The sequence below is a fragment of the Geodermatophilus sp. SYSU D00779 genome (genome assembly GCF_054050595.1).
Window position 1 is genome coordinate 102,965 of sequence record NZ_JBJGZQ010000015.1, and the last position, 21,329, is coordinate 124,293.

A 21,329-nucleotide genomic window follows, 5' to 3' on the forward strand; every position below is an offset into this window, starting at 1 on the left:
GGGCGACGTGGGGAGGTCCCATGGCCGACACGGTCCACCAGGGTCCAGGCACGACGACGACCGAGGAGCGGCACCGGCTGCCGGTCCGGACGCTCGTCTCGGCGAGCATCGGCAACGCGGTCGAGTGGTTCGACTGGACGGTCTACGCGACGTTCGTCGTCTTCTTCGCCGGCCAGTTCTTCCCGGCGGAGAACGAGGCGCTCGCCCTGATCGGCGCGACGTCGACCTACGCGCTGGCCTTCTTCTTCCGGCCGCTGGGCGGCATCCTGCTCGGCCGGTTCGCCGACCTGCGCGGCCGCAAGGCCGGGATGCTGCTGACCATCCTGCTGATGGCCGGCGGCTCGATGGTCATCGCGATCCTGCCCACCTACGAGCAGGTCGGCTGGCTGGCACCGGTCCTGCTGCTGCTCGCCCGGGTCGCCCAGGGGATGTCGCTGGGTGGCGAGGTGTCCAACGCCTCCGCGTACCTCGGCGAGATCGCTCCGCCCGCCCACCGCGGGCGGTACTCGTCGTTCTTCTACATCTCCACCGGGTCGGCGCTGCTGGCGGCGTCCCTGCTCGGGGTGCTGCTGACCAGCACGCTCAGCCAGGAGCAGCTGGAGTCCTACGGCTGGCGGATCGCCTTCTTCATCGGCGGCGTGCTCGGCCTGGTCGGCATGTGGCTGCGCCGGTCGCTGGTGGAGACCGAGCAATTCGAGGAGAACGCGGAGAAGGCCCGCGCGACGAAGCACCCGCTGCTGCAGACGATCAAGCACCACCCCAAGGCCGTGGTGCAGCTGTGCGCCTTCACGCTGCTGTCGACGCTGTCGTACTACACGTTCTTCAGCGCGCTGACGCCGTTCGCGATCACCTTCCGCGACGCCGACAAGACCGACGTCTTCATCGCGCTCTCGATCGGCACCGCGCTGTTCGTCGCGCTGTGCTACCCGTTCGGGAAGCTCTCCGACCACATCGGGCGCAAGCCACAGCTGCTGATCTGGTCGGGTGCGATGGCCGTGCTGATCGTGCCGCTGTCCTTCCTGGTCCGCGACAACCTCTTCTCGCTGATCGTCGTCTTCTGCACCGGCCTCGGGCTCTACGCGCTCATGGCCTCGATCGCCCCGGCGATCATGAGCGAGCTGTTCCCCACCGAGCTGCGCGCCATCGGCATCGGCTCCTGGTACAACCTCACCGTCGCCACCTTCGGCGGCACGGCCCCGCTGGTGATCACCTGGCTGTCCGAGGCCGGGCACCCGCTGTGGTTCTTCTGGTACGTCGCGGTGGGCGCTGCGGTCGCGTTCGCCGTCATCCTCACCCTGCGGGAGACCAAGGGCACCGAGCTGCGCTGAGGCCAGGCCCCTCCTCACGGTGGAGGCGTGAGGCCCCCGGCCGGCTGTCGCTCCCCGCAGCGGAACAGCTGTTCCCCGTTGCGGCGGAGCAGAGCCGCGTCATCTGCCGACGCGAGGACCCCTCCTAGTCCTCGATGACGTCCAGCCCCTGTTCCCGCAGCCGCGCCAGGCTGTCCAGCATCCCCTCCACGACCTCCGGGTCATGACCTTCCCAGTCGTCCAGTTCCCCGACGACGCGCAGCGGGTGGCGGGTGCGGTAGGACTGCGTGGGGTTGCCGGGGAACCGCTTGTCGGTCACGTTCGGGTCGTCCTCGAAGGGGCCCAGGGGCTCCACGACGTAGATGTGTCCCCGCTCCCCGCTCCCGGCCAGCGCTGACGCCAGCTCCGCTCCCCAGGCGGCCGTGTCGACGAGCGCGGTGAAGTAGACGTGGTTCGACACCCGGCCCTCCTGGAAGTTGGAGCCGTGGCCGGGGACCAGCTCGTCGCCGGCCTCGAGCGCGGCCCTCGTCCCGTGGTAGAAGGGGCCCGCGGCGTGCGCGCAGCGTCCGTGGGTCACGGGGACGTGGCTGCTGCTGTTCTCGCCCATCGCCGTCCTCTCCCCGGGGACCAGGGTCGGCCACCCTGCTCCATCCCACGGGATCGATCGTGCCGGGCAGCGCCGCGTGGCAGCGGACGCGCACCAGGCGACAGCCCGCGCCACACCTCACCGTGGGAGGGCCGGCTGAGGGGCCTCAGCCGCGATCCACCCCGGCAGGTCTGCCCGACCGACCGATGCCGCGAGCGCCCCCTCAGCACGACCGTCGTCGCCATCGATCACGACGACGACAGGAGACGGTCGTGCAGACCTACCCCAACCCCGGACTCGAGGCCGAGCTGGCCTACCGCCGGGAACTGCTGCAGCAGATCGGCCGCGGCACCCGCACGCGGCGCAACGCCTGGACCACCCGCTGGTCCCGGCGGGCGCGTTGACGGGAGGACCCCCGCCCCCGCAGCGGCCCTTCCAGGCCGCGGCCCCGTCCAGGGCACCGCCCCGAGCTCGCGAGGGGTGGGGAGGACGGGGTCCTCCTCCTGCGAGTGGTGGGGGCAGGAGGGCCCGTCTGCCACGATCGGAGCCGTGCCGCAGTGGGACGACGACCGACCGCTCGTGGGCCGGGACGCCGAGCTCGCCCGCCTGCTGACCACGGTCGACCGCGCCCTCGAGGGCCGCGCCGGGGCGGTGCTGCTCGCCGGGGACGCCGGCGTCGGCAAGACCCGGCTGCTCGACGAGCTCGCCACGCGCGCCGCCGAGCGGGGCCTGCGCGTGCTCACCGGGCACTGCGTCGACCTCGGCGACGTCGGGCTGCCCTACCTGCCGTTCGTCGACCTGCTGCGCCCGGTGGCGGCGGGGTCGGGGCAGCCCGGGCTGCCGGAGCTGCTGTCGGGCCGGGGTGTCCCCGCGGTGCCCGAGATGCCAGCGGGGGACGCCGCCGACCTCGGCCGCCCGCTGGCCCGCCGTCCCGTCGCGGACGGCGGGCGGCTGCAGCTGTTCGAGTCGGTCGTGGCGCTGCTGGGCGAGCTGGCCGCGGAGACGCCGCTGCTCGTCGTCCTCGAGGACCTGCACTGGGCCGACCGCTCCAGCCGCGACCTGCTCCGCTACCTGCTCGCCCGGCTGGGCGAGGAACCGATCGCGCTCGTCGCCTCCTACCGCTCCGACGACCTGCACCGCCGCCACCCGCTGCGCCCGCTGCTCGCCGAGCTGGTGCGGCTGCCCGTCGTCGAGCGGCTGGAGCTCGCGCCGCTCCCGGACGCCGCCGTCGGCGAGCTGGTGCGCGGCCTGGCCTCCGGCGTGCCCGACCGCACGGTCGAGGACGTCGTCGCCCGCGCCGAGGGCAACGCCTTCTACGCCGAGGAGCTGCTCGCCGCCGGGCTGGCCGGCGAGACGCTGCCGCTGGCGCTGACCGACGTGCTGCTGACCCGGGTGGAGCAGCTCGGCGAGGCGGCCCAGCAGGTGCTGCGGGTGGCCGCGGTCGCCGGCCGGCAGGTGCGCCACGACCTGCTCGCCGCCGTCAGCGGGCTGCCCCCGGCAGACCTGGAGGCCGCCCTCGCCGAGGCGGTGCACCACCACCTGCTCGTGGTCTCCGACGCCGGTCGCTACCGCTTCCGGCACGCCCTGCTGCGCGAGGCCGTCCTGGCCGACCTGCTGCCCGGTGAGCGGGTCCGGCTGCACGCCACCACCGCCGCCCACCTCGCCGCCACGCCGGGAGCCGGCACCGCCGCGGAGCTGGCCCACCACGCGCGCGCCAGCAACGACCTCGCCGGCGCGTTCTCCGCGTCGCTGGAGGCGGCCGCCGAGGCGTGCCGCGCCGGTGCGCCCGCCGAGCAGCTGCAGCACCTGGAGACGGCGCTGGCCCTGTGGCCGGCCGTGCCCGACGCCGCTGCCCGCGCCGGGCGCGACCAGCCGAGCCTCCTGCTCGACAGCGCGGCCGCGGCCCGCGCCGCGGGGGAGCCGCAGCGGGGGGTGGCGCTGATCCGCGCCGCGCTGGACCTGCTCGGCCCGGACGGCGACCCGGTCGAGCGGGCGCGGGTGCACTACCGGCTGGCCCAGGCGCTGAGCCGGATCGAGGACCAGGCGGCGGCCTACCGGGAGAGCAGCCGGGCCATGGCGCTGGTGCTGGCCGACCCGCCGTCCCCGGTGCGCACCTGGGCGGCGGCCACCCACGCGCGCACCAGCTGGTCCGTGGGCCGCCGGGCCGAGGCCGACGCCGCGGCCGACGAGGCACTGGCCGCCGCAGACGCCCTCGGCCTGGACAGCGCGTGGGCCGACACCGCGGTCTCGCTGGCCCGGATGCGCGGCGGCAGCGACGTCACCGGCCGCCTGGAGGAGGCCCTCGTGCGGGCCCGGCGGTCGGGCGACACCGACGTCGAGCTGCGGGTGCTGTTCAACCTCGCCGTCGTCCCGTACGAGGCCGGCGACGTCGCCGCCACGCTGCGCCGGGTCGACGCGGCGCTGGACCGCGCGGCCGAGCTCGGCGTCGAGTGGTCGTTCTACGGCGCCGAGCTGCGCCACCTGGGCGTGTCGGCCCGCTACGTGTCCGGCGACTGGGACGGCAGCCTGGCGCTGGCAGACCGGCTGGCGCGCGTGCCGGAGATGGCCGCGCACGTGCGCGCCGCCGGGCTGCTGGTGCAGGTCGGCCGCGGGGACCCGTCGGCCGCCGAGCGGGTCGTCTGGGCCCGCGGGCTGGCCCGGCGACTGGACGCGCACGTCCTGCTGCTGCTGGCGACGGCCGGGGCGGAGATCGACCTGGCCGCCTGGGCCGGGGACGCCGGGACCGCCGTGGCCCGGGCGCGCGAGGCGGTGCGGCAGGTGCGGGCGCACTGGGACGCCGACCGGCTCGCCGTGCTCCGGCTGGTCGCGACCGCGCTGGCCCCGGTCGGGGACGCCGCCGCGGCCGCCCGCCTGCAGGGAGACGAGGCGGCGGCGCGGCGCTGGGTCGAGGCGGGGGAGGAGCTGGTCACCGAGGCCCGCGCGGCGGTCGAGGACCACCTGCGCGACGTCGGGCCGTTCGGGGTGGAGGCGGCCGCCTGGCAGGCCCGCGTGGAGGCCGAGGCGGCCCGGCTCGCCGGCCGGGCGGAGCCGGCCCCCTGGCGGGCCGCGGTCGACGCCTTCGGCTACGGGCACGTCTACGAGCAGGCGCGGTCGCGGTGGCGGCTGGCCGAGGCGCTGCTGGCCGCCGACGACCGGACCGCCGCGGCCGACGAGCTGCGTGCCGCCGCGGAGGTCGCCGCCCGGCTCGGCGCGGCGCCGCTGCGGTCGGCGGTCACGGCCCTGGCCCGGCGGGGGCGGCTCGGCCTGCCCGGGGTCGGGCGCGTGCCGGACGTGGCGGCGGTGTTCACGCCGCGGGAGGCCGAGGTGCTGCGGCTGCTGGCCCAGGGCCGCACCAACCGGCAGATCGGTGCGGAGCTGTACATGAGCGAGAAGACCGCGAGCGTGCACGTCAGCCGGATCCTGGCCAAGCTCGGCGCGGGCGGGCGCACCGAGGCCGTGGCCCTCGCCGCCGCCCGCGGCCTGCTCACCCCCGCGCCGAGCTGACCCCTCGGGCCTGCCCGGTCGGGGAGCTGTCCCGGGTGGCCGGCTCGGGCAGGGTGGCGGCGTGCCCGCCGTCGCCCGGGAGCGCGCCGCCGACTGCGAAGTTGCTGTCGGCGACACGCGCGGACACGCCACGTCGAGCGACCACAACTGCTCACTCGCGGCGCCTGCCGCCCACCGGCGATGCTCGTCACAGCATGGTGCGGAGGCGTTCCCGGCGGGCGCGGAGCACCTCGACCGACGCCGAGGCCGACGGTGGCCCGGGGACGGCCTTGCGCAGCTCGGTGTGCACGACCCCGTGCGGCCGGGAGGTCTTGGCCGCGACCCGGGCGACCAGCCGGTTGACCTCCCGCCGCAGCTCGGCGGCGTCGCGCCAGGAGCGGCCGGCGTCGTCCTCGTCGGGGTGGTCCTCGACGACGGGCAGCTCGCCGGTGTCGTCGTCGTGGACGCGCTGGGCGATGCGCAGCCGCAGCTCCTCGTCCCGCCGGGCCAGCAGGGACGCCGTCTGCTCCGGCGTGAGCAGGCCGGGGATGCCGAGGAAGTCCTCCTCCTCGGCGGCCATGTCATCCCCCGCCCGCCCCGTGGCCGGGCGGCCCTCGCCGGTGTGCGCGGTGCCGCTGTGCAGCACGTGGGCGAATCGGGCGTCGGCCTCCAGTGCCTCGAACTGCTTCATGGTGACCGGCTCGCGCTCCTTGGCCGGGAGCGGCTCGAGGTCGAGGCCCTCGGGGTCCTGCGCCTTCGGCGGCGGCATGACGTGGTTGCGCTGCTCCTCCATCGACGCGGCCAGCGACAGCAGCGGCCGGACGGCGGGGAGGAACACCGTCGCCGACTCGTGCGCGGCCCGCGCGCGGACGACGCGGCCGACCGCCTGGGCGAAGAACAGCGGCGTCCGGTAGGAGGTCATCCACGCCAGGACGGCGGCCCGCGGGACGTCGACGCCCTCGGAGATCATCCGCACGCAGACGGCGATCCGGGCCGAGCCGGTGGCGAAGCGCTCGATCTTCTTCGACGCCTTGGGGTCGTCCGAGAGGATCAGCTCGGGCGCCTTGCCGGTGACCCGGCGGACGATCTTGGCGTAGGCGCGGGCGTCGTCCTGGTCGCTGGCGAGGATCAGCCCGGCGGCGTCGGGCATGCCGCCCTCCTCGCGCAGGTGGGTGATCCGGTCGTCCATGGCCGCGATGACGTGCGGCACCCACTGGCCCTTGGGGTCCAGCGCGGTGCGCCAGGCCTGCATCTCCACCGACCGGGTGCCGGCCTCGGACAGCGATGCGGCGACGACCTCGCCGGCGGAGTTCCGCCAGCGCGAGGTGCCGGTGTAGGCGGCGAAGACGACCGGGCGGACGACGCTGTCGGCCAGCGCCTCCTTGTAGCCGTAGGTGTAGTCGGCGCGGCTGACCAGCCCCATGCCGCCCTCGCCGTCGTCGCCCTCGAAGCCGTCCTCCTCGTAGCGCACGAAGGGGATGCGCTCGTCGGGCTTGGTGCGGAACGGCGTCCCGGTCAGGCACAGCCGGCGCGCGGCGAAGCCGTAGGCCTCCTCGACCGCCTCGCCCCAGGACAGGCCGTCACCGGCGTGGTGCACCTCGTCGAGGATGACCACCGTCTTCACGGCGGTGGCGCGGGCCGCGTGCAGCATGGGCTTGCCCGCGACCTGCGCGTACGTCGTCACGTAACCCTGGGTGCCGGCGCGCACCGGGCCGACGGCGTTGGTCAGGTTCGGGTCGAGGACGATGCCCATGCGGTCGGCGGCCTCGGCCCACTGCAGGCGCAGGTGGTCGGTCGGGCAGACGACGATCACGCGGGCGACCTCGCGCCGCTGCAGCAGCCGCGCGGCCAGGGTGAGGGCGAAGGTCGTCTTGCCTGCCCCCGGGGTCGCGGTGACGAGGAAGTCCTTCGGTGACTCCTGCTCGTACTGCTCCAACGCGGCCTGCTGCCAGGCCCGGAGCGGTCGGCTGGTCCTCTGCGGGGCGACCGCCTCCGCGCGTGCTGCACTCGCCATGTCGGGAGCCATCCTGCCCGGGCGACGAGCAACACGCCGAACCGGCCACCTCCCGCGCGCGCCGTCCGCGAGGACGTATGGCGCCGAACGATCCGCCGCTGACCTGCGCCGATGCCCCGTGCGATCCGCACGGTGTGGGCATCGTCATGCCCGCGACCGGCCGGGTCGTCCGTTCCGCCGGTCCCGGCCGCCCACCGCGCCCCAGCCGTCCCACCCCGGCGTCGCGCGGGGCGTGGCGCCGGCAGCGGTCGTACGCTGGGTGCGGCTCCTCGACCAGGAGGCCCTCCCGGCCCGGGTGACAGCGGCACACCACCCGCACCCCGGCGCCGTCCCCCTCACCGTGCAGTCCCTCCTGGAGCACCCGTGTCCTCCCTCGTCCTCTCCCGTCCTGCCCCCGCCCTCGCCGAGCGACTGGCCGGGGTGGCCAGCTCGCCGGTCCGCGAGCTGCTGGCCCTCCTCGACCGGCCGGAGGTCGTCTCCTTCGCCGGTGGCCTGCCCGCGCCCGAGCTGTTCGACCTCGACGGCGTCCGCGCCGCCTACGACGCCGTCCTCTGGGGGTCGTCGGCCCGTCGCGCCCTCCAGTACGCGCCCACCGAGGGCGACCGCGAGCTGCGGGCGCGGGTCGCCGCCCGGATGACCGCCCGCGGCCTGCTCACCACCGTGGACGACCTGCTGGTCACGTCCGGCTCGCAGCAGGCGCTGACCCTCGTCGCGACGGCGCTGCTCGACCCGGGCGCCGTCGTGCTGGTGGAGGACCCGACCTACCTCGCGGCGCTGCAGTGCTTCCAGCTCGCCGGCGCCCGGGTGGTGCCCGTGCCCACCGACGAGCACGGCGTCGACCCGGCCGCGCTCGCCGACGTCCTGGAGCGGGAACGGCCGGCGCTGCTGTACCTGGTCCCGACCTTCGCCAACCCCACCGGCCGCACCATGCCGGCGCAGCGGCGCGCCGAGGTCGTCGAGCTCACCGCCCGGCACGGCGTCTGGGTCGTCGAGGACGACCCCTACGGCGAGCTCCGCTACCGGGGTGCCCCGGTGCTCTCGCTGGCCGCGCAGCCCGGCGCCGACGACCACGTGCTGCACGTCGGCAGCTTCTCCAAGATCGCCGCACCGGGGCTGCGGCTGGGCTGGTTGCGGGTGCCGTCCCGGCTGCTGCCCGCGCTGACCGTCGCCAAGCAGGCGGCGGACCTGCACACCTCCACGATCGACCAGGCCGCCGCGGCGGCCTGGTTCGCCGCGGCCGACGTGGAGGCGCACGTCATGACCCTGTGCTCGGCCTACCGTGCGCGCCGGGACGCCCTCGTCGAGGCCCTGCCGCACGTGCTGCCGCAGGGCAGCACCTGGACCGACCCCGACGGCGGGATGTTCGTGTGGGTGCGCCTGCCCGGGACCCCCGACACCGCCGACCTGCTGCACCGTGCGCTGGCCCACGACGTGGCCTTCGTGCCCGGCGCGGCCTTCTACGCCGGGACGCCGGACCGCGCCACGCTGCGGCTGTCGTTCACCACGAACACGCCGGAGCGGATCGCCGAGGGCGTGCGCCGGCTGGGGGCGGTGCTGGCGGAGGTCTGAGCCGGGTCAGGACGGCGACACGACGGGCAGCCCCGCGTCGGCGGCCGCCTGCGCCAGCCGCTCGTCGTACACCACGAAGGCGTCCAGCGCCGACCCGAGGGTCAGGGCCGTCGCCAGGTGGACGGCGTCGAGGCTGTGCAGGGACGGCGGTCCGAGGTCGGCGGCCACCTCCAGGAGGTCCGGCCCCAGAGGGACCAGGTCCATCCCCGCGAGGAGTCTGCGAGCGGTCGGCACCGCGGCGGCCTGGGCCCGAGCCACGGCCCGCACGACCTCGACACGGGTCAGGGAGCTGGCTGACCACGCGGCCTCCTCATGTGCTGCCAACCACGCGCGGAGGGGCGGGGTCTCCTGTGCGCGGACGACGAGCTTCGTGAGGGCGGAACTGTCGAAGGCGATCACAGTCGCTCGGCACGCTGTTCGGCCAGTGCCTCGGAGACGCTCGGCGCTCCAGGAGCGGCCGCCACGGGCTCCGGGATGAAGCGTGGCCCGGTGGCCGGGATCAACCGGCCCTCGGCGATCAACCGCTCGCGTGCCGTCGCCGCGGGGGACGGTGGGGCCAGGACCGCGACCAGCTCGCCGCGTTCGGTCACCTCGACCGTCTCGCCGGCCTTCACGAGCGCGAGGTACCGGCTGGCGTTCTGCCGCAGCTCGCGCACGCCGATGCGGGTCACGCCACGACTGCAGCACCAGATGTGCTACAGGGTCTCGGGCGGCTGACGACTCAGCGCCGGTCCCGCACCGCGAGAAGGGCCCCGGCCGCGAACAGGACCGCCGCGGTGATCGCGTAGAGCGTGGGCTGGCCGCCGCCGAGCAGGTCGTCGACCAGGTCGCCCTCGTTGTTGGAGGCGTTGAACGTCGCGTGCACGATCCCGGCGGCCAGCAGACTGCCGGCGGCGCCGCGCACGGTGGCGCCCACCAGCAGCCGCATCACCACACCGAGCACGAACAGCGCGCCGACCGCGAGCCCGACGCGGCCGGCCGTCAGGTCGCCGATGAACGCCAGCGGTAGGTGGACCGCCGCGAACGGGACGGCGGTCAGCGCGGCGGCCGCGAGGAAGCCGTGCCGCTGCTCCAGGCGACCCTGGAAGAAACCGGCCCACACGGTCTCCTCCCACAGGTGCACGAGCAGCACCGCGGCCACCACGGAGAGGGCGCCGGACGCCAGCGGAGCGAGCAGGTCGCCGGTCCGCAGGCCCTGCCCCGCGGCCACCCCGACGGCGAGGGTGAGCACCGGCGGGGCCAGGAGCACCGCGGCCCACCAGCCGGCCCCGAAGCGCCACTGGACGGCGCGACGGAGCAGGGCCCGGACGGCGGGGCGGCCGTCGGCGACCGCGGTGACCCACAGCGCGGCGGGCAGCATCACGAGCAGCGTCGTCCCGAGGGCGAACGGCTCCTGCGGGAGCGGCCCGCCAGGGAGGACCCCGTGGGTGGTGAGCGCCGGCACCGACATGAGCGGCCACCCCACGACGGCGACCAGGACGAGGAAGGCGGTCAACGGGCGGCGGGCTACCCGGTCGCGCAGGCCGCCGGCCCGGGCGGGGACGGGACGGCGGGCGTCGGTGGCGGACATGTCAGGACCTGCTTCCGGTTCGGGGGAGGGGAGGGCCGTCCAGCGCGCGGGCCGGGGCGACGGACGCGGTGGGCAGGGCGGCCAGGTCGCGGGCGCGGACGACGTCGGCCTCCCGTGCCGCCTGCACCAGGCACAGGCACCGGCACTCGTCGGGGAGGAGCCAGGCGGCGCACCACCGGATCGCCGTCCCGGCCGCGCTGAGCCGGGTCACCGCCCGGCGGAGGGCGCGGTGCATCTCCACCGCGTCGGCCACCGACGGCGGGCAGCTGCGGAACTGCACGAGGAAGAGCCCGGTCCCCCCGTGCCCGCGCGCGCCCATGCGGCCACGCTCCCGCCGGCGGGCGGTGGGCACAGCGGGCATCTCCCGGAGGGCGGTACGGGTCCTCCCACGCACCCGTACCCGGCGGCTACGGTCCCCGGCCATGGTGCGGCGGGCAGCCCCCGCAACGGGGTCCCGGCTGCCGGCCGAGCGCAGCTCGTTCGTCGGCCGGCGCGCCGAGCTGGGCCGGGTGCGCGAGCTGCTGGCGGAGTCGCGGCTGGTGACGCTGGTCGGGCCGGGCGGGGTGGGCAAGACCCGGCTGGCCCTGCGGGCCGCCGACGAGCTGCGCCGGTCCTTCCCCGACGGGGTCGTGCTGGCCGACCTCACCGCGGTCGCCGACCCCGCGCTCGCCGCCGCCGCGGTCGCAGCCGCCTTCGACGTCCGGGACAGCACGGGCCGCTGGCTCCCGGCGTCGCTGGCCGACGTCCTCGGCGAGCGGCGGGTGCTGCTCGTGCTCGACAACTGCGAGCACCTGCGCGACGCCTGCGCCGTGCTGCTCGACGCGCTCGCCCCCGCCTGCCCCGGCCTGACGATCCTGGCCACGAGCCGGACGCCGCTGGACCTGCCGGGGGAGGCGCTGCTCGCGGTGCCCCCGCTGCCGGTCGGTGCGGGATCGGAGGCGGTGGCCCTGCTGGCGCAGCGGGCCCGGGCGGCGGCCCCCGACCTGGTGCTGACCCCGGCGGACGACGGCACCCTCGCCGAGCTGTGCCGCCGGCTGGACGGCATCCCCCTGGCGATCGAGCTGGCCGCCGTCCGGTTGCGCGCCCTGACCCCCGCCGAGCTGCTGGACCGGCTCGACGACCGCTTCGGGCTGCTGCGCCGGCCCGGGCCCGCCGGGCCGGACCGGCACCGCACGCTGCGGGCGACGATGGAGTGGAGCGCCGACCTGCTCGGCGACCGGGAGCGGCTGCTGTGGTCCCGCGCCGCGGTGTTCGCCGGGGACGTCGACCTGGCGGCCGCCGAGGCGGTGTGCGCCGACGACGGGCTGCCGGTCGACGACCTGCTCGACGCGATCGGCGGCCTGGTCGACGCCTCCCTGCTCACCGTCGTCCGAGACGGCACCGGGAGCCGGTTCGGGATGCTGGAGACCGTCCGGGCGTTCGGCCGCGAGCTGCTCGAGGCCTCCGGGCAGGCGGAGCCGGTGCGCCGGCGGCACCGCGACTGGTGCGCCCGGCTGGTGGCCGACGCGGCGGCGCAGTTCCTCGGCCCGGGGCAGGTCGCCGCCTTCGACCGGCTGGCCGTGGTGCACGCCGAGCTCGCCCCGGCGCTGGAGCACTGCCTGCGCACGCCCGGGGAGGAGGCGGCCGGGCTCGCGACCGTCGCCGACGCGTGGCTGTACTGGGCGGCCCGCGGCCACCTCGGCGAGGGACGGCGCTGGCTCGACCTGCTGCTGCGCGCAGTGCCGGCACCCTGTCCCGAGCGAGCGCGGGGCCTGGTCGTCGCCGGTCACCTCGCCCTGGTCGCGACCGATCCGGAGACCGCCGTCCCGCTGCTGGAGGAGGGGCTGCGGGACGCGCGGGCGCTGGACCTGCCGGCGGTGGCTGCCCTGGCCACGCAGTACCTCGGCCAGGCGGCGCTGTTCCGTGCGGACCTGGCGGCGGCCGACCGCCTGCTGCGCGCCGCGGCCGCCGAGCACGAGGTGGTCGGAGCGGGGGCCGGCGCGTTCTGCTGGGCCGACGTCGGGGTGGTGGCCCTGCTCGCCGGCGACCTCGGGTCCGCCGACGCCGCATTCGACACGAGCCTCGCCGGCGCCGACGACCCGTGGACCCGGTCCCACGCCCTCTGGGGGCAGGGCCTGGTGCGGCTGGCCGCCGGCGACCCGGCCGCGGCCACCCGGCTCCAGGAGCAGGCGCTGCGGCTCATGCGGGAGGTCGACGACCGCAGCGGCGTCGCGCTCTGCGTGACCGCCCTCGGCTGGACCGCGGCCGCCCGTGGGGATGCCGAGACGGCCGCCCGGCTGGCCGGCGCGGCCGACGCGGTCTGGCGGTCGGTGCCCGCCCGGCTACCGGAGCCGCTGACCGCGGTGGGCGACCACTGGACCGGGGTGGCCCGTCGCGCCCTCGGCGAGCAGCGGTGGGGCGCCCGGCACGCCGAGGGCAGCGCCCTGCAGCGGGCGTCGGCGGTCGCGCTGGCACTGCGGGAGGGACCGGCGGCGGGGACGCCGACACCCCCGCCGTCCGGCCCGCTGACCCGCCGCCAGCGGGAGGTGGCCGACCTGGTGGCCCAGGGGCTGACCGACCGGGAGATCGCCGCGCGGCTGGTCATCTCGCCGCGGACGGCGGAGTCGCACGTCGAGCAGATCCTCACCCGGCTGGGCTTCCGCTCCCGCGCGCAGATCGCCGCGTGGACCGCCGCCCAGGGCTGAGCGGTGGCTCCTCTGCAGGGTCCCGCCGCGAGCTCGCGAGCGGTGGGGGGCAGAGGGGTCCTTCTTCAGTCGGCGGGCTCGTCCACCCAGTCCGGGCCGTTGACCTCACCCGGGCCGGCCAGGTCGGCGGCGTCGACGATCGTGTACGCGTAGCCCTGCTCGGCCAGGAAGCGCTGCCGGTGGGCGGCGTACTCGGCGTCGAGGGTGTCGCGGCTGACCACGGTGTAGAAGTGCGCCTGCCGGCCGTCGGCCTTGGGGCGGAGCACCCGGCCCAGCCGCTGGGCCTCCTCCTGCCGCGACCCGAAGGTCCCCGACACCTGGACGGCGACCGCGGCCTCGGGCAGGTCGATGGAGAAGTTGGCGACCTTGGACACCACCAGCGTCTTGATCTCCCCGGCGCGGAAGGCGTCGAAGAGCTTCTCCCGCTCCCGGTTGGTGGTCGAGCCCTGGATGACCGGGGCGTCGAGCGCCCGGCCCAGCTCGTCGAGCTGGTCGAGGTACGCGCCGATCACCAGCTTCTGCTCGTCGGGGTGCCGGTCGAGCACCCGGCGGATCACCGGCAGCTTCGAGGTCGCGGTCGCGGCGATCCGGTAGCGCTCCTCGGGCTCGGCGACCGCGTAGGTCATCCGCTCCTCGTCGTCGAGCGACACCCGGACCTCGATGCACTCGGCCGGCGCGATGTAGCCCTGGGACTCGATGTCCTTCCACGGGGCGTCGTAGCGCTTCGGGCCGATCAGCGAGAAGACGTCGTCCTCCCGGCCGTCCTCGCGCACCAGCGTGGCGGTCAGGCCCAGCCGGCGGCGGGACTGCAGGTCGGCGGTGAGCCGGAAGATCGGCGCGGGCAGCAGGTGCACCTCGTCGTAGACGATCAGCCCCCAGTCCTGCGCGTCGAAGAGGTCCAGGTGCCGGTACTCGCCCTTCCGGCGGGTGGTGATCACCTGGTAGGTCGCGATGGTGACCGGGCGGATCTCCTTGCGCTCGCCGGAGTACTCGCCGATCTCGTCCTCGGTCAGCGAGGTGCGGGCCAGCAGCTCGCGCTTCCACTGCCGCCCGGAGACGGTGTTGGTCACCAGGATCAGCGTCGTCGCCCGGGCCTCGGCCATCGCCGCGGCGCCGACCAGCGTCTTGCCCGCACCACAGGGGAGGACGACGACGCCCGAGCCGCCCTGCCAGAAGCCCTCGACGGCCTCCTGCTGGTAGTCGCGCAGGTGCCAGCCGTCCTGCGCCAGCTCGATCGGGTGCGCCTGGCCGTCGACGTAGCCGGCGAGGTCCTCGGCCGGCCAGCCGACCTTGAGCAGCGCCTGCTTGAGCCGGCCGCGCTCGGAGGGGTGGACGACGACGGTGTCGCCGTCGATCCGCGCGCCCAGCATCGGGGCGACCTTCTTGCTGCGGATGACCTCCTCGAGCACCGCCCGGTCCGAGCTGGTGAGGACCAGCCCGTGCACCGGGTCGTTCTGCAGGGTCAGCCGGCCGAAGCGGTCCATCGTGTCGGCGACGTCGACCAGCAGCGCGTGCGGCACGGGGTAGCGCGAGTAGCGGACCAGCGCGTCGACGACCTGCTCGGCGTCGTGCCCGGCGGCGCGCGCGTTCCACAGCGCCAGCGGCGTCACCCGGTAGGTGTGCACGTGCTCGGGCGAGCGCTCGAGCTCGGCGAACGGCGCGATCGCCGCGCGGCACTCGCGGGCGGCCGGGTGGTCGACCTCGAGCAGCAGCGTCTTGTCCGACTGGACGATGAGGGGTCCGTCGTTCACGGGGACCTTTCGGCAGACGGGAGGGGACGGCGGCCGCGCACGGCCTCCGACACGGTAACCACGGGGACCGACAGCCCCTTCCCGCTGGGCGTGTGACCCGGGCTCACAGCCAGGCGCGCAGGCGCAGCGGCGGCTCCTCACCGCCGGGACGCCGGGCCAGCACCTGGTTCACGCCCAGCCGCCCGGTCTCGAACGCCAGGGCGCTGGCCGCCATGTACAGCCGCCACACCCGCGCCCGGCCCTCGTCGCTGGCGGCCACCGCGGCGTCCCAGTGCTTCTCCAGGCGCTCCAACCAGGCCCGCAGGGTGAGCGCGTAGTGCCGGCGCAGCGCCTCGACGTCGAGCACCTCCAGGCCGCCGGCCTCCAGCGCGGTGACGGTGTCGCCCAGCCGGAGCAGCTCGCCGTCGGGGAAGACGAACCGGTTGACGAAGGTGCCGCGGCGGGAGCGGGGGTCCCCGGCGTTCTGGGCGATGGCGTGGTTGAGCAGCCGGCCGCCGGGGCGGAGCAGGTCGCGCAGGGTGGCGACGTACGCCGGCATCCCGGCCGCGCCGACGTGCTCGGCCATGCCGATCGAGCTGATGGCGTCGAACGGGCCGTCGGGGACGTCGCGGTAGTCCTGGACCCGGATCTCCACCCGGTCGGCGAGCCCGGCGGCCGTGACCCGCTCGCGGGCCAGCGCCGCCTGCGCGGCGGAGATGGTCACCCCCACGACGTCGGCCCCGTACCGCTGCGCGGCGTGCAGCGCCAGGCTGCCCCAGCCGCAGCCGACGTCGAGCAGCCGGGCGCCCGGCCGCAGGGCGAGCTTGCGGCAGACCAGGTCGAGCTTGGCCTCCTGCGCGGCGTCCAGGCCGGTGGCGGGGGAGTCCCAGACGGCGCACGAGTAGACCAGCGTCGGGCCGAGGACGAGGCGGTAGAAGTCGTTGCCCACGTCGTAGTGGTGGGAGATCGCGGCGGCGTCCCGGGTCCGGGTGTGCCGGCGCCCGGACCGGCGTGCCGGCACCTCCTGCGGCGGCCGCGGAGGAGGTGGTCCCAGGGCCCCGAGCCGGGCGGCGGTGCCCAGGAGGCAGGCGCGCTGCCGCACCGTCGGGGCCGGCGGGCGCTCGGTGGTGGCGGACCACCCGGCCGTCGTCAGGGCCGCCAGGGTGGCGACGACGTCGTCCTCCACGTCGAGCTCCCCGACGACGTAGGCACGGCCCAGGCCCACCTGGCCCGGCGACCAGACAAGGCGCCGCAGCGCCCGCCGGTCGCGGACGGTGACCACCGGAGCGCCCGGCGGGCCGGCCACGGAGCCGTCCCACGCCCGCAGCCGGACGGGCAGGTCGTCGATCCCCAGCACCGTCCCCAGCGCAGTGGCCAGCTGCTCGGCGGTGCTCCCGTCAGTCCCCATGCAGCGGGAGGGTCGCGTCGACCGTTGCGGGAGGCAAGCGGTTCACGCGTGCGAGACGTCAGGACGACGCGGCCCGCTCCTCGTCCTCCACCAGCGCCACCGAGGTGATCCGGTGGACGGCGAACGTCCGGCTCTCCCCCCGGCGTTCGTCGTAGCCCTGCAGGAAGCCGCCGGCCAGCGACACCGGCTGGACGACGCGCTGGCTGCCGCTGCCCTGGGCGTCGACGTAGCCCAGCCACACCGGCACGCCCTCGCGGACCGCCCGTGAGAGCAGCTCCAGCGTGCCCGCCGTGGTGACCCCGGGGACCTGCCGCACGGCCTCGCCGCGGCGGGCGGCCAGGGCGGCGTCGCCGGCGCGGATCTCCCGCACCGTGGCGGCCACCTCGTCGCCGGTGAGCGGCCGCGGCGCCTGCGGGGCGGAGCCCCCGGGACGGCGGCCCGCCGCGCGCGGCCGGGCCGGCGGGCGGGTGAGGACGGCACCGCCGGGGGACTCGCCGGCCGGGGCGTAGCCCGCGCCGCGCAGCACCGTGAGCACCTCGTCGGCCCCGAGCCCGCTGACCAGCACCCCGGGCGCGAGGCGGCGCAGCTCCGCGGTCGCCGTGCGCCGGTCGTTGAGCACCTGGGAGAGCAGCCCGTGGTCGTCGGAGCGGACGTAGCTCTCGATCGCGCCCACCCGCAGCCGGCCGTGCTGGCGGGCGACGTCGTCCACCAGGTAGTCGAGGGCCTGCGGCACCGGCGTCCGCGAGGCGCGGGCGAAGAACTCGTGCAGGTCGGTGGCCGACCAGCCGGAGTCCAGGGCGCGGCGCACGCTGGCCTCCGACACCCGGAACACCGTCGCCCCGCCCGAGGACTCGACGTCGGCGACGACGGCGAGGGTGTCGGCGAGCTCGGCCACCAGCGGGCCGGGCGCCACCAGCGACAGGTCGGGCTGGGCCAGCACGTGGTCGACCGGGTCGGGCAGCAGCCCGCGCATGCCGTCCGCCGCGCCGTCCTCGCCGGTGGCCAGCAGCCCGCGCCCGCCGCCGGACAGCACCCCGCCGACGACGACGCCCAGCCGCACGGCCTCGGCCAGCAGGTCGGGCACGGGGGCCAGCCGGTCGGCCCGCCGCGGGGTGCGCCAGCGCAGCACCGCGACCAGGTCGTCGGCGGCCACGCCCCGGCCGGGCGGGTACTCGGCCAGCGCGCTGAGCGCCGAGCGGCGGATCGCCGGCGCGGTGTGCCGCACCAGGTCGGGGGAGAGTGCGTTGACCGCCTTGCCCGAGACGTCGCGCTGCCCGGCGAGGGAGGGCAGCCGGACGGCGGCCAGCCAGCCGGCGGCCAGCGTCGCCCACCGGTCGGGCAGCTCCTGTTCCCGCCACAGGTCGAAGGCGCGGGTGGGCAGCCACTCGTCGCGGTGCGGGCCGCCCACGTCGAGCAGGCCGGCCGCGTACGCCAGCTCCAGCAGCCACCCCGCCTCGGGCTCCGGCACGTGCAGGGCGCGGGCCAGCCGCTTCTGGTCGCGGACGCCGACACCCCCGCTGCGCAGCAGTCCGGCCGGCTCCTCCTCGAGCAGGGTCAGCAGCTCGCCGACCCGCCCGATCGTCTCCATCGCGGCACCGGCGGCCTGCCGGTCGACGACGGCTGGGTCCCACTCGACGACGGCCGGCTCCGGGCGCACCCGCGGCGGGCCGTAGGGCAGGCCCCCGCGCAGCTGCAGCCCGATCTCGCGGGGCAGCTCCACGTTGAGCGCGTCGATGCGGGCCAGCAGCCCGCGCTGCAGCAGCCGCCGGGCGGGGGAGGCGGCGCTGCCGTCGGTGTCGGGGAGGTGGCCCACCGGGCGGTCGCCGGCCAGCCGCGCCAGCACGTCGCGCTCCTCGGCCGGCAGCTCGGCCAGCGCCTTCGGCAGGTCGGCCGGCAGCGTCAGCCGCAGCTCGCTCGCCCGCCGTCCCAGGCCGGCCGGGTAGCGGACCGCGCGGCGCACCGGCTCGGGGGCGTGCAGGACGTCGTCGCCCCACAGCAGTGCCCGCGTGGTGAGCCGGTCGACGGCTCCCTGCAGCACGTCGTCGGGCACCGCGGGCAGCGCGGCGGGCAGGTCGGCGGCGTCCACCCCGTCGGTGTCGGCGAGCAGCACCACGTCGAGCACCTGCAGCGTGGCGGCGTCGAGCTCGTCGAGGGCGCGGTCGACCGACACGGGCACGGCCAGCCGGCTGGCGAGGGCCACGACGTCGGACGGCGCGGGGCGGGCCACGTCGGGCCGGGCGGACAGCAGCGCGGCCAGCTGCTCGTCACTGCGGGTGCGCAGCCAGGAGGCGAGCGTCGCGGGGGCGGGCGAGGACATCCGGTCCACGTTACGTCGCCGTTCCGACCGACGCCCCTGCCAGCATGGAGGCGTGATCCCGGCCGCCGACGACCCCCAGACCCGCACCGCGCTCACCGGCTACCAGGCCGGGGCGCTGCGCTGGCTGGCCGGCGGGCTGATCGCCGTCGTCCTCGGGGTGCTGCTCGGTGCCGCCGCGGTCACCATCGCCCGGGACTCGGGGCAGCGGGTGCCGCTGGCCGGCCTCGTCGTCCTCGCGCTGGTGATGGTCGGCTCGGTGGCGGCCGCCGCCGGAGCCGGCGCGCTGGCCCGGCACCACCGCTGGCAGCGGGCGCTGCAGACGGTGCCCTGGCAGATCGGCGTGCTGCGCGTCGCGGGGCCCGCGGTGCTGTCCTTCGAGCCCGAGGGCTACGACGAGCTCGACCCCCTGGCCGAACCGGTGCGGCTGCGGCTGACCAGCACCGCGGTCTGGCGCACCCGCGCGGTCCAGCAGCTGCACGACGCGGTGGTGCGCGCCGCCCCCGTCGGGCCGCGCGAGTGGGTGCTCACCGCGGACGGCCTCCCCACGCTCTACGGCGCCCGGGCGGTGCGGCACCACTGACCCGACGCAGGGGCTGACCGGCGTGCGTCCGGGGTACTGCTTCCGCCAAGATGCACGACGGACGCGGGCACCGGGCGGTGCACCGCGCGGACCCAGCACAACGGAGGACACGGCGACATGGCCAAGCGGAACCCCAAGCACGACCACCTGGTGGAGCCCACCTGGGGTCAGTCGGACGACGGGGGCGCGCCGGTGACGGAGTTCCTCGCGGAGTCGGCCGGCCCCCTGTCGCCGTTCGGCGAGGACCACGACTTCCCGCTGCCGCCCAGCCGCCTCCGCTACGCCCACCCGACCGACAAGCCCAACCGGGCCGGCGTCATGGCGGGCGAGTAGTAGAAGGACCCCCCTGCCCCCACAGCTCGCAGCGGGCCCCTGCAGGGGGGCCGACATCCAGGAGGAAGAGCATGACCCAGCCCGCGCTGCCGTCCTACAGCAGTGGCACCTCGACCGTGCCCCTCCTCGGGGACACGATCGGGGCCGACCTCGATCGGACGGCGGCGCGGGTGGGCGAGCACGAGGCGCTCGTCGAGTGCGCCACCGGTCGCCGCTTCTCCTATCCGGAGTTCGTCGCCGAGGTCGACGCCGTGGCCCTGGGGCTCGACGCCCTGGGGGTGGTCAAGGGCGACCGGGTCGGCATCTGGGCGCCGAACTGCGCCGAGTGGGCCTTCGTGCAGTACGCGACCGCGAAGCTCGGCGCGATCCTGGTCAACATCAACCCGGCCTACCGCACCCACGAGCTGGCCTACGTGCTGGAGCAGGCCGGCATCTCGGTGCTGGTGAGCGCACCTGCGTTCAAGACCAGCGACTACCGCGCGATGGTCGACGAGGTCCGCGACCGCTGCCCCGACCTGCGCGAGGTCGTCTTCCTCGGCTCCCCGGAGTGGGAGCAGCTGGTGGCCGCCGGCCGGGCCGGCGACCGCGGCCTGCTGGCCGAGCGGGAGACCCAGCTGTCGGCCGACGACCCGATCAACATCCAGTACACCTCCGGGACGACCGGCTTCCCCAAGGGCGCGACCCTCACCCACCACAACCTGCTCAACAACGGGTTCTTCGTCGGTGAGGGCTGCGGCTACACCGAGGCCGACCGGATCTGCATCCCGGTGCCCTACTACCACTGCTTCGGCATGGGGATGGGCAACCTCGCGGCCACCTCGCACGGCGCGACGATGGTGATCCCGGCGCCCGGCTTCGACCCGGCCGCGACGCTGCGCGCCGTGCAGGACGAGCGCTGCACCTCGCTGTACGGCGTCCCCACCATGTTCATCGCCGAGCTGGCCCTGCCGGACTTCGCCTCCTACGACCTCTCCAGCCTGCGCACCGGCATCATGGCCGGCTCGCCGTGCCCGGTGGAGGTGATGAAGCGGGTGGTCTCGGAGATGGGGATGACCGACGTGACCATCTGCTACGGCATGACCGAGACCTCACCGGTCTCCACCCAGACCGGCGCCGACGACGACCTGGACCGGCGCACCTCGACCGTCGGGCGGGTGCACCCGCACCTGGAGGTCAAGGTCGTCGACCCCGAGACCGGGCTGACCGTGCCGCGCGGGACACCGGGGGAGTTCTGCACCCGCGGCTACTCGGTGATGCTGGGCTACTGGGAGGAGCCGGAGAAGACCGCCGAGGTCATCGACGCCGCCCGCTGGATGCACACCGGCGACCTCGCCGTCATGGACGCCGAGGGCTACCTCAACATCGTCGGCCGGATCAAGGACATGGTCATCCGCGGCGGCGAGAACGTGTACCCGCGCGAGGTCGAGGAGTTCCTCTACACCCACCCCGACATCGTCGAGGCCCAGGTCATCGGGGTGCCCGACGAGCGCTTCGGCGAGGAGCTCATGGTCTGGGTGCGGCTGCGCGAGGGCGCCGCCCCGCTCACGTCCGAAGCGCTGCGCGAGTTCTGCAGCGGCAAGCTGGCCCACTACAAGATCCCGCGCTACGTCAAGATCGTCGACGGCTTCCCGATGACGGTCACCGGCAAGGTGCGCAAGGTCGAGATGCGCGAGGTGTCGGTCCGGGAGCTCGGCCTGGAGGCGGCCGACGCGGTCCGCAACGCCTGAGCGGGGACGAGCCTCTGGACG

At 76.0% G+C, this 21,329-nt stretch carries 17 protein-coding genes; 8 read left to right on the forward strand and 9 right to left on the reverse strand.

Going from position 1 to position 21,329, the window contains the following annotated elements:
- The first annotated feature begins 20 nt into the window (after positions 1-20).
- Positions 21-1,328, forward strand: coding sequence for an MFS transporter (locus tag ACI79G_RS13975; RefSeq protein ID WP_456881721.1), 1,308 nt, complete (start codon positions 21-23; stop codon positions 1,326-1,328).
- Between the two features lie 124 nt (positions 1,329-1,452).
- Here ACI79G_RS13975 and arr read toward each other — a convergent pair whose 3' ends face one another.
- Positions 1,453-1,914 (reverse strand): NAD(+)--rifampin ADP-ribosyltransferase, encoded by a 462-nt coding sequence (gene arr, locus ACI79G_RS13980; RefSeq protein ID WP_456881722.1) that lies wholly within the window; start codon positions 1,912-1,914, stop codon positions 1,453-1,455.
- 251 nt (positions 1,915-2,165) lie between these two features.
- On the opposite strand from arr, the gene ACI79G_RS13985 reads away from it, so the two are divergent.
- Positions 2,166-2,297, forward strand: coding sequence for a hypothetical protein (locus ACI79G_RS13985; RefSeq protein ID WP_456881723.1), 132 nt, complete (start codon positions 2,166-2,168; stop codon positions 2,295-2,297).
- A gap of 145 nt (positions 2,298-2,442) precedes the next feature.
- Positions 2,443-5,397, forward strand: coding sequence for an ATP-binding protein (locus tag ACI79G_RS13990; protein WP_456881724.1), 2,955 nt, complete (start codon positions 2,443-2,445; stop codon positions 5,395-5,397).
- A gap of 187 nt (positions 5,398-5,584) precedes the next feature.
- On the opposite strand, the gene ACI79G_RS13995 is transcribed toward ACI79G_RS13990, so the two are convergent.
- A complete protein-coding gene (locus ACI79G_RS13995; protein WP_456881725.1) occupies positions 5,585-7,390 on the reverse strand; it encodes a DEAD/DEAH box helicase in 1,806 nt (601 codons plus the stop codon).
- 363 nt (positions 7,391-7,753) lie between these two features.
- On the opposite strand from ACI79G_RS13995, the gene ACI79G_RS14000 reads away from it, so the two are divergent.
- A complete protein-coding gene (locus ACI79G_RS14000) occupies positions 7,754-8,959 on the forward strand; it encodes an aminotransferase-like domain-containing protein (protein ID WP_456881726.1) in 1,206 nt (401 codons plus the stop codon).
- 6 nt (positions 8,960-8,965) lie between these two features.
- On the opposite strand, the gene ACI79G_RS14005 is transcribed toward ACI79G_RS14000, so the two are convergent.
- From ACI79G_RS14005 to ACI79G_RS14020, 4 genes are read right to left on the reverse strand one after another with little or no spacing between them, the layout of a single operon-like run.
- Positions 8,966-9,358 (reverse strand): type II toxin-antitoxin system VapC family toxin, encoded by a 393-nt coding sequence (locus ACI79G_RS14005; RefSeq protein ID WP_456881727.1) that lies wholly within the window; start codon positions 9,356-9,358, stop codon positions 8,966-8,968.
- On the reverse strand, positions 9,355-9,630 hold the full coding sequence (locus ACI79G_RS14010) for a type II toxin-antitoxin system Phd/YefM family antitoxin (RefSeq protein ID WP_456881728.1): 276 nt from the start codon (positions 9,628-9,630) through the stop codon (positions 9,355-9,357). The genes ACI79G_RS14005 and ACI79G_RS14010 overlap by 4 nt, the downstream gene beginning before the upstream one ends.
- Positions 9,631-9,680: 50 nt before the next feature.
- Positions 9,681-10,529, reverse strand: coding sequence for a CPBP family intramembrane glutamic endopeptidase (locus ACI79G_RS14015; protein WP_456881729.1), 849 nt, complete (start codon positions 10,527-10,529; stop codon positions 9,681-9,683).
- Between the two features lies 1 nt (position 10,530).
- On the reverse strand, positions 10,531-10,890 hold the full coding sequence (locus ACI79G_RS14020; protein WP_456881730.1) for a hypothetical protein: 360 nt from the start codon (positions 10,888-10,890) through the stop codon (positions 10,531-10,533).
- A 61-nt stretch (positions 10,891-10,951) separates the two neighbouring features.
- Here ACI79G_RS14020 and ACI79G_RS14025 point away from each other — a divergent pair, with 61 nt between their 5' ends.
- Entirely contained in the window at positions 10,952-13,213 is a 2,262-nt protein-coding gene (locus tag ACI79G_RS14025; RefSeq protein ID WP_456881731.1) for an ATP-binding protein, read from the forward strand.
- Between the two features lie 65 nt (positions 13,214-13,278).
- Here ACI79G_RS14025 and ACI79G_RS14030 read toward each other — a convergent pair whose 3' ends face one another.
- The 3 genes from ACI79G_RS14030 to ACI79G_RS14040 form a co-directional block, all read right to left on the reverse strand.
- Positions 13,279-14,964: a DNA repair helicase XPB gene (locus tag ACI79G_RS14030; protein WP_456881732.1), complete on the reverse strand. Its 1,686-nt coding sequence runs from the start codon at positions 14,962-14,964 to the stop codon at positions 13,279-13,281.
- 103 nt (positions 14,965-15,067) lie between these two features.
- Positions 15,068-16,351 (reverse strand): class I SAM-dependent methyltransferase, encoded by a 1,284-nt coding sequence (locus ACI79G_RS14035; protein WP_456881733.1) that lies wholly within the window; start codon positions 16,349-16,351, stop codon positions 15,068-15,070.
- A gap of 58 nt (positions 16,352-16,409) precedes the next feature.
- Positions 16,410-18,668 carry a helicase C-terminal domain-containing protein gene (locus ACI79G_RS14040; protein WP_456881734.1) on the reverse strand — a complete coding sequence of 753 codons (2,259 nt, stop codon included), beginning with the start codon at positions 18,666-18,668 and terminating at the stop codon, positions 16,410-16,412.
- 52 nt (positions 18,669-18,720) lie between these two features.
- On the opposite strand from ACI79G_RS14040, the gene ACI79G_RS14045 reads away from it, so the two are divergent.
- The 3 genes from ACI79G_RS14045 to ACI79G_RS14055 all read left to right on the forward strand — a co-directional run bounded on the left by ACI79G_RS14045 (position 18,721) and on the right by ACI79G_RS14055 (position 21,308).
- Positions 18,721-19,248, forward strand: coding sequence for a hypothetical protein (locus ACI79G_RS14045; RefSeq protein ID WP_456881735.1), 528 nt, complete (start codon positions 18,721-18,723; stop codon positions 19,246-19,248).
- A gap of 117 nt (positions 19,249-19,365) precedes the next feature.
- Entirely contained in the window at positions 19,366-19,581 is a 216-nt protein-coding gene (locus ACI79G_RS14050) for a hypothetical protein (RefSeq protein ID WP_456881736.1), read from the forward strand.
- Between the two features lie 71 nt (positions 19,582-19,652).
- Positions 19,653-21,308, forward strand: a complete 1,656-nt coding sequence (locus ACI79G_RS14055) for an AMP-binding protein (RefSeq protein ID WP_456881737.1) — start codon at positions 19,653-19,655, stop codon at positions 21,306-21,308.
- Positions 21,309-21,329: the final 21 nt, after the last annotated feature.